This is a genomic window from Streptomyces sp. SID14478, assembly GCF_010548525.1.
Taxonomy (GTDB): domain Bacteria; phylum Actinomycetota; class Actinomycetes; order Streptomycetales; family Streptomycetaceae; genus Streptomyces.
The window spans coordinates 1-5,951 of record NZ_JAAGMG010000681.1; the positions used below are offsets into that span (position 1 = coordinate 1).

The following is a 5,951-nucleotide window of genomic DNA, read 5'->3' on the forward strand; positions in this document are numbered from 1 at the left end:
CACCGGCTTCCCGCGCTCCGCCCCGGCGGCCACGACGGCGCGCAGCACCTGCGCCGCCTCCTCGGTCTGCACCGGCACCTCGACGCACTCGATGCCCAGGTCCCAGGCGCGTACGGCGAGTTCGACGGACTTGTCGGCGGGCATGCCGCGCAGGATCGCCATCACGGGCACCCCCGCGAACAGCTCCTCGAACGTTACGGTCACGGACGCCATCCCAGCTCCTTGGAGATCGTCTCAGCGGTGGCCACCAGGTCGGGCAGCACCTCGGTTTCGAGGGCGGGCAGATCCGCCCTCGCCTTGAGCGCGGTCACGGACACCGCGGCGATCACCTCGCCGGTGCTGTCCCGCACGGGGACCGCGACACAGTTCACGTAGTCCTCGTACTCGCCGTCGTCGACGGCCCAGCCCCGCGCGCGTGCCGCGTCGAGGGCCTCGCGGTAGGCGGCGGCGTCGGTGAGCGTCGCGTCGGTGTGCCGCTCGAAGCCGCAGCTGGCGAGGAGTGCGGCGGCGCGTTCGCGCGGCAGGTGCGCGAGGATCGCCTTGGCGACGCCGGCGGTGTGCAGCGTCACCGGGCGGCCGATCTGCGCGTACAGCCGCACCCCGTCCACCGGGTCGACCTTGTCGACGTACACGATCCGGTCGCCTTCCAGCGCGGCGAGGTGCACGGTGTGCCCGCACCGCTCGCCGAGCGCGCGCAGCCCCTCGCCCGCCACGTCGGCCAGCCCGAACTGTTCCCGGGCGAGGTGGGCGAGCCCGGCCAGCCGGTACCCGACCGCGTACCGCCCGTCGGGCAGGCGGCGCGCGAGACCGCCCTCGGCGAGCGACTCCAGGATGCGCAGCGCCGTCGACCGGTGCACGCCCAGGTGCTCGCCGACCTCGGTCTGGGTGCGGGGCTTGCGGGCGACGAACTCCAGGATGTCGATGGCCCGCCGCACGGTCTGCGACACGACGTCACGTCCCTTCCGGGGCCGGCGCGACGGCGGGCACGTAGTCCTCGATGCTGCGCAGGGTCCGCCCGGCCAGCCGGTGCCCGAGCGCGAGCCGCTCGCGGGCCGTCGCCCCGCTGAGCACGCCGCCGAGATACCCGGCGGCGAAGGCGTCCCCGGCGCCGACGGCCTCGACGACGTCCACGGCGGGCGCCGCCACGAACTCCCGTGCCCCGTCGGTGAATTCGGTCGCGCCGATGGAGCCGTCCTTCACGACGAGGGTGCCGCGCGGGGCGAGGTGGTCGCGGACGTCGTCGGCGGTCGGGGTGGACCACAGGGCCTCGGCCTCGTCGCGGCCGACGAGCACGAGGTCGGCGCGGCGGGCGAGCCCGTCCAGCATGTTCGCCGCCTCGTCGCGCGAACCCCAGAGCGCAGGGCGGTAGTTGACGTCGAACGACACGAGCGTGCCGGCGTCGTGTGCCCGGTCGAGCAGCGTCCTGACGAGCGCGGCGCACCCCTCGGACAGGGCGGGGGTGATCCCCGTCAGGTGCAGCAGGCGGGCGCCGGTCAGGTCGACGAGGTCGGCGTCGGCGGCCGACATCCGGGAGGCCGCCGACCCGCTGCGGTAGTAGTGCACGCGGGTGCCGTCGGGTCCCGGGTCCTTGAAGTAGACGCCGGTCGGCGCCTGCGCATCGGTGCGTACGCCGCTCACGTCCACGCCGCGCGAGGCGACCGCCGCCACGATCCGCCGCCCGAACGGGTCGTCCCCGACCCGGCTCACCCAGGCCGCCCCGTGCCCGAGGTCGGCGAGGTACTGCGCGACGGTCGACTCCGCGCCCGCCACGGCGAGCCGCAGCTCCCGGCTGCGCTCCAGCCCTTCCCCGTCGGCGGGGGTGACCTGCGCCATCGTCTCGCCGAGACAGACGGCGACGGTCCGGTGCCGTTGCACGGTGATCGTGTCCCTCCGGTAGGTGTCCCGGGGACGGTAACAAACCCCGCGCAACGACCGTGCACATGCTGCAACAGCTGGCGTACGCGCTGGTCAGATGGGTCGGATCGGCGGTGACCGGCGCCCCGGTCGCGTCTAATCGGGTGCGCGGGCGGGCGGGGTGCGGCCATGATGCGGATCATGCCGATCGAGACCTCGCCCGTCATCGCGCCGGGCACGCTGTCCGCCGTCCCCCAGCCGACCCTGGCAACCGCCGACGGCGACCTGCTGCTGCGCCCTTTGGAGCCGGGCGACGCCGCCGCCGTCCACGCGGCCTTCCAGGACCCGACCCTGCGCTACTGGCACGCGCGCCGCATGGACTCCCCGCAAGAGGCCCTCGGCTGGATCGAGGGGACGCACGAGACCTGGCGCACCGAGACGGCCGCGCAGTGGTTCGTGACCGGGGCCGCCGACGGCGAGCCGCTGGGTCGGATGGCGCTGCGCGAGATGATCCTCGCCGACGGCGTCGCGGAGATCGGCTACTGGGTGCTGCCCGCCGCCCGCGGCCGGGGCGTGGCCCCCAGGGCGCTGGCCGCGCTCACGCAGTGGGCGCTCGCGGCGGGCTTCCACCGCCTGGACCTGAAGCACTCGACCCGCAACGAGGCCTCGTGCCGGGTGGCCCTCAAGTCCGGCTACGACCTGGAGGGCACGGCCCGCAGCTCGGTGCTGCACACGGACGGCTGGCACGACATGCACATCCACGCCCGTATCCAGGAGGCGTGAACCACGAGAGCGCGTGCCGGGCGTCGCGGGGCGGACGGGGGTCTGACGACAGGTCCTAGGACAGGACGAGCGCGGCGACCACCGGGGCCGCGTACACCAGCGGAAACGGCACGTGGGAGAACCAGCGCGCCCGCACCACGGTGATCACGGCCCCGGCGAAGTACAGGACGAGGCCGATCGCGGCCGCGACGCCGACGGCGGGCACGGCGAGCCCGACGAGCAGGCCGACGGCGCCCGCGGCCTTGGCGGTGCCGAGCCACGGTGTCCACGAGGCGGGCACCCCGTAGTCGGCCATCGGCTTGACGGCCCACTCGGCGCGGGCGAAGACGGAGTAGGCGGAGAAACCGGCCATGACGGCGGCGACAACGGTGACGACGGTGTGGGCGACAGACATCGGGCACTCCTCAGCAGGCGTTTTGTCGGGCGGAAGTGATCCGCTGCCTGACTGACCCGCGCCCCCGCACGAATGTGACACGCAGCCCCGAACTGATCCTGAGGGAAGCACTCTTGACAGCGTGCGTACTGTTTCGCGACCTTTGAGCCCCATGGGGGAACAGGGGGGCGTCCTCAGGTGAAGATCACGACCTGCAGACCCGAGGAGCTGAGCACCGCGCTCCGCGGGGCCTGGCACGAGACGATGGACCAGTCGCCGGACTACCAGAATCCTTTCCTGGCACCGGAGTTCGCGACCGCCGTCGGCAGACACCGGGGGCGTGCGCAGGTGGCGGTGCTGCACGAGGGCGGCGAACCGGTCGGCTTCTTCCCGTACGAGAAAGGCCCGTTGGGCGTGGGCCGCGCCATCGGCCTGGGACTGTCGGACTGCCAGGCGCTGGTGCACAGGCCCGGGATCGGCTGGGACGCGCAGGAACTGCTGCGCGCCTGCGGCCTGGCGGTCTTCGAGTTCGACCACCTCGTGGAGGAGCAGAAACCCTTCAGCCGGTACGTCACCGGCACCTTCGCGTCACCGGTGCTCGACCTGAAGGACGGCGGCCACGACTCGTACGAGGAGTGGCTGCGCGCGGCCTACCCCGGCCAGGCGAAGACGACCTTGAAGAAGGAGCGCCGCCTGACCCGCAACGTCGGGGAGATGCGCTTCGTCTACGACGAGCGCGACCCCGAGGTCCTGCGCCGGCTCATGACGTGGAAGTCGGCCCAGTACCGCAGGACGGGCCGGATGGACCGCTTCGCCCGCCCCTGGATCGTCGCCCTCGCCGAGCACCTCTTCCACGTCCGCGAGGACCACTTCAACGGCGTCCTCTCGGTCGTCTACGCGGGCGACCGCCCGGTGGCGGCCCACTTCGGCCCGACCTCCCGCACGGTCTTCGCGGCCTGGTTCACCGCGTACGACCCCGAGTTCAGCTACTACTCACCCGGCCTGCTGATGCACCTGCGCATGGTCGAGGCGGCCGGCCGGCAGGGCATCCGCCTCATGGACTGGGGGCGCGGCGAGAAGGAGTACAAGGACTGGCTCAAGACCCGTGAACTGCGCGTCTCCGAGGGCTTCGCGGCCCGCCACGCCCACCCCGTGGCGACGGCGCACCGGCTGTGGCGGCGGCCCGTGCGGGGGCTGCGCAACACGGTCAACGCGCATCCGGAGCTGCGGGAGCGGGCGGACCGGCTGCTGAAGACGGCGGGTTCCCTGCGCAAGTGACGGGGGCGCCGGCGCCTCACCCGGTCTTGCGGGCCACACCCCCGTAGAACCCGATCGTCGCCTCCGCCGCGGGCGGCGGGGAGTCGGGCCGCCAGTACGAGACCTGGGCGAGCCCCGGCTCCACCAGCTCGAACCCGTCGAAGAACCGCTCCACCTCGCCCTTGGACCGGAGGTTGAGGGACGCGGAGGCCTTGCTGCTGTACCCGGCCTCGGCGGCGCTGCGATCGGCGAAGTCGCCCGTGGCGTGCGACAGCACCAGATAGCTCCCGGCGGGCAGCGCGTCGCGCAACTCGGCGACGACACGGGCCGGTTCGTCCGCCTCGGTGAGGAAGTGCAGCACCGCGACGAGCAGCAGCACCACCGGCTCGTCGAAGTCGATGAGCCGGCGCACCTCGGGGCTCCCGGTGACGCTCCGCGGGTCCCGTACGTCACCGAGGACGATGCCGGTCGTCCCGGCGCGGCTGAGCAGGGCGTCCCCGTGGGCCTTCACGATCGGGTCGTTGTCGACGTAGGCGACGCGCACGGCCTGCGACGTGACCTGCTCGGCGAGCTCGTGCACATGGGGCGCAGTGGGCAACCCGGCCCCGATGTCCAGCACTTGGCGCACCCCCTGCCCCACGGCATAGCGCACGGCGCGCTCCATGAACGCCCGGTTCGCCCGCACCCCGATCCGCGCCTCGGGCGCCGCGGCGATCAGCCGCTCACCGGCTTCCTGGTCCACCGGGTAGTTGTTCTTGCCGCCCAGCAGGTAGTCGTAGATCCGCGCGGGGTGCGGCTTGCTGGTGTCGATCACCACGGCACCCGATTCGTCCTGCCTCACGCTGCGCTCCCTCCGGCACCGAGCCCACGACTCGGTCAAGTGTGCCAACAGGGCTGAAGCGTAAGGGTGCTTGCGGTGCCACCGCGACGATGTCGATCTCGCGGGGCGGGGACCAGCGACGGCGCGGCGCTTCCTACGGGCCCCAGGGCGGCCCGGCCGCCCTGGGCAGCGGCCCGTATCCAGGTGTGGCCGGCCCCGGACTCCCCGGCGAAGGTCGTCAAACGGTGGCCGTAGCCCGCCTTTTGTCCTTCTCGGTGGCGACGGCCGAGGCGGACAGGAGGGTCGAGGCGGTGAGGCTGCCCCACAGGGCGGCGGGTCCGTGGGGTGCGAGTGCGGTGATGACCGCGGGGGAGACGGCGAGGCCGAAGCCGGTGGAGAGCTGGAAGCGGGCGAGGGCGCGTCCCAGGACGTGGGGCGGGGCGAGCGCGGTGACGAGGGCGGTGGCGCTGCCGGCGTAGAGGATCTCGCCGACCGTGCAGACCACGGACACCGCGGCGACGGCCGGTGCGACCCAGCCGTGCCCCAGCGAGGTGGCCGCGAGGAACCCGAGGTAGGACGCGGCAAGCACGACGCCGGAGAGGGCCAGCACCGCCCGCCGCGGGAAGCGGGACAGCAGGACGGTGACCGGTACCTGCAGGGTGACCACCAGCACCGTGTTCGCCACGAAGACGGCCGCCGGCCACGCCGAGGAGGCGTGGAGCTGGGTCACCAGGACGAGGGGGAGCGCGATCTCGGGGACGTTGAGGCAGAAGACGTAGATCACGTTGGCGGCGAGGAGCGCGCGCATCCGGGGCGCGGGCCCGGCGCCCCGCTCCCCGGCCGCGGTGGCGTCCGCCGGGCGGG

At 73.4% G+C, this 5,951-nt stretch carries 7 protein-coding genes and 1 pseudogene; 2 read left to right on the forward strand and 6 right to left on the reverse strand.

What is annotated here, in order from left to right; genetic code table 11:
• The 3 genes and pseudogenes from G3I40_RS22615 to G3I40_RS22625 all read right to left on the reverse strand — a co-directional run.
• Positions 1–213 (reverse strand): annotated as a pseudogene (locus G3I40_RS22615) (2-dehydro-3-deoxyphosphogluconate aldolase); the annotation flags it as partial.
• Positions 201–947: an IclR family transcriptional regulator gene (locus G3I40_RS48170; RefSeq protein ID WP_164303966.1), complete on the reverse strand. Its 747-nt coding sequence runs from the start codon at positions 945–947 to the stop codon at positions 201–203. The pseudogene G3I40_RS22615 and the gene G3I40_RS48170, both read right to left, overlap by 13 nt.
• A gap of 4 nt (positions 948–951) precedes the next feature.
• The gene (locus G3I40_RS22625; RefSeq protein WP_343245001.1) at positions 952–1,875 is read right to left on the reverse strand and encodes a sugar kinase; all 924 of its coding nucleotides are present in this window, start codon (positions 1,873–1,875) and stop codon (positions 952–954) included.
• Between the two features lie 180 nt (positions 1,876–2,055).
• Between G3I40_RS22625 and G3I40_RS22630 the strand changes: the two genes are divergently transcribed.
• On the forward strand, positions 2,056–2,637 hold the full coding sequence (locus G3I40_RS22630) for a GNAT family N-acetyltransferase (RefSeq protein WP_164303967.1): 582 nt from the start codon (positions 2,056–2,058) through the stop codon (positions 2,635–2,637).
• A gap of 55 nt (positions 2,638–2,692) precedes the next feature.
• Here G3I40_RS22630 and G3I40_RS22635 read toward each other — a convergent pair whose 3' ends face one another.
• Positions 2,693–3,031, reverse strand: a complete 339-nt coding sequence (locus G3I40_RS22635) for a DoxX family protein (RefSeq protein ID WP_164303968.1) — start codon at positions 3,029–3,031, stop codon at positions 2,693–2,695.
• A gap of 177 nt (positions 3,032–3,208) precedes the next feature.
• Here G3I40_RS22635 and G3I40_RS22640 point away from each other — a divergent pair, with 177 nt between their 5' ends.
• A complete protein-coding gene (locus G3I40_RS22640; RefSeq protein ID WP_164303969.1) occupies positions 3,209–4,288 on the forward strand; it encodes a GNAT family N-acetyltransferase in 1,080 nt (359 codons plus the stop codon).
• Between the two features lie 16 nt (positions 4,289–4,304).
• Here G3I40_RS22640 and G3I40_RS22645 read toward each other — a convergent pair whose 3' ends face one another.
• Positions 4,305–5,108, reverse strand: coding sequence for an SAM-dependent methyltransferase (locus tag G3I40_RS22645; protein WP_164303970.1), 804 nt, complete (start codon positions 5,106–5,108; stop codon positions 4,305–4,307).
• 217 nt (positions 5,109–5,325) lie between these two features.
• Positions 5,326–5,951 (reverse strand): MFS transporter (locus tag G3I40_RS22650; protein WP_164303971.1); only part of this gene is annotated, 626 nt, incomplete at its 5' end.

Bases quoted from the DNA above. Each gene is read 5' to 3' on its own strand.
- G3I40_RS22635 (WP_164303968.1), bottom strand. From the start codon at position 3,031: ATGTCTGTCGCCCACACCGTCGTCACCGTTGTCGCCGCCGTCATGGCC.
- G3I40_RS22630 (WP_164303967.1), top strand. From the start codon at position 2,056: ATGCCGATCGAGACCTCGCCCGTCATCGCGCCGGGCACGCTGTCCGCC.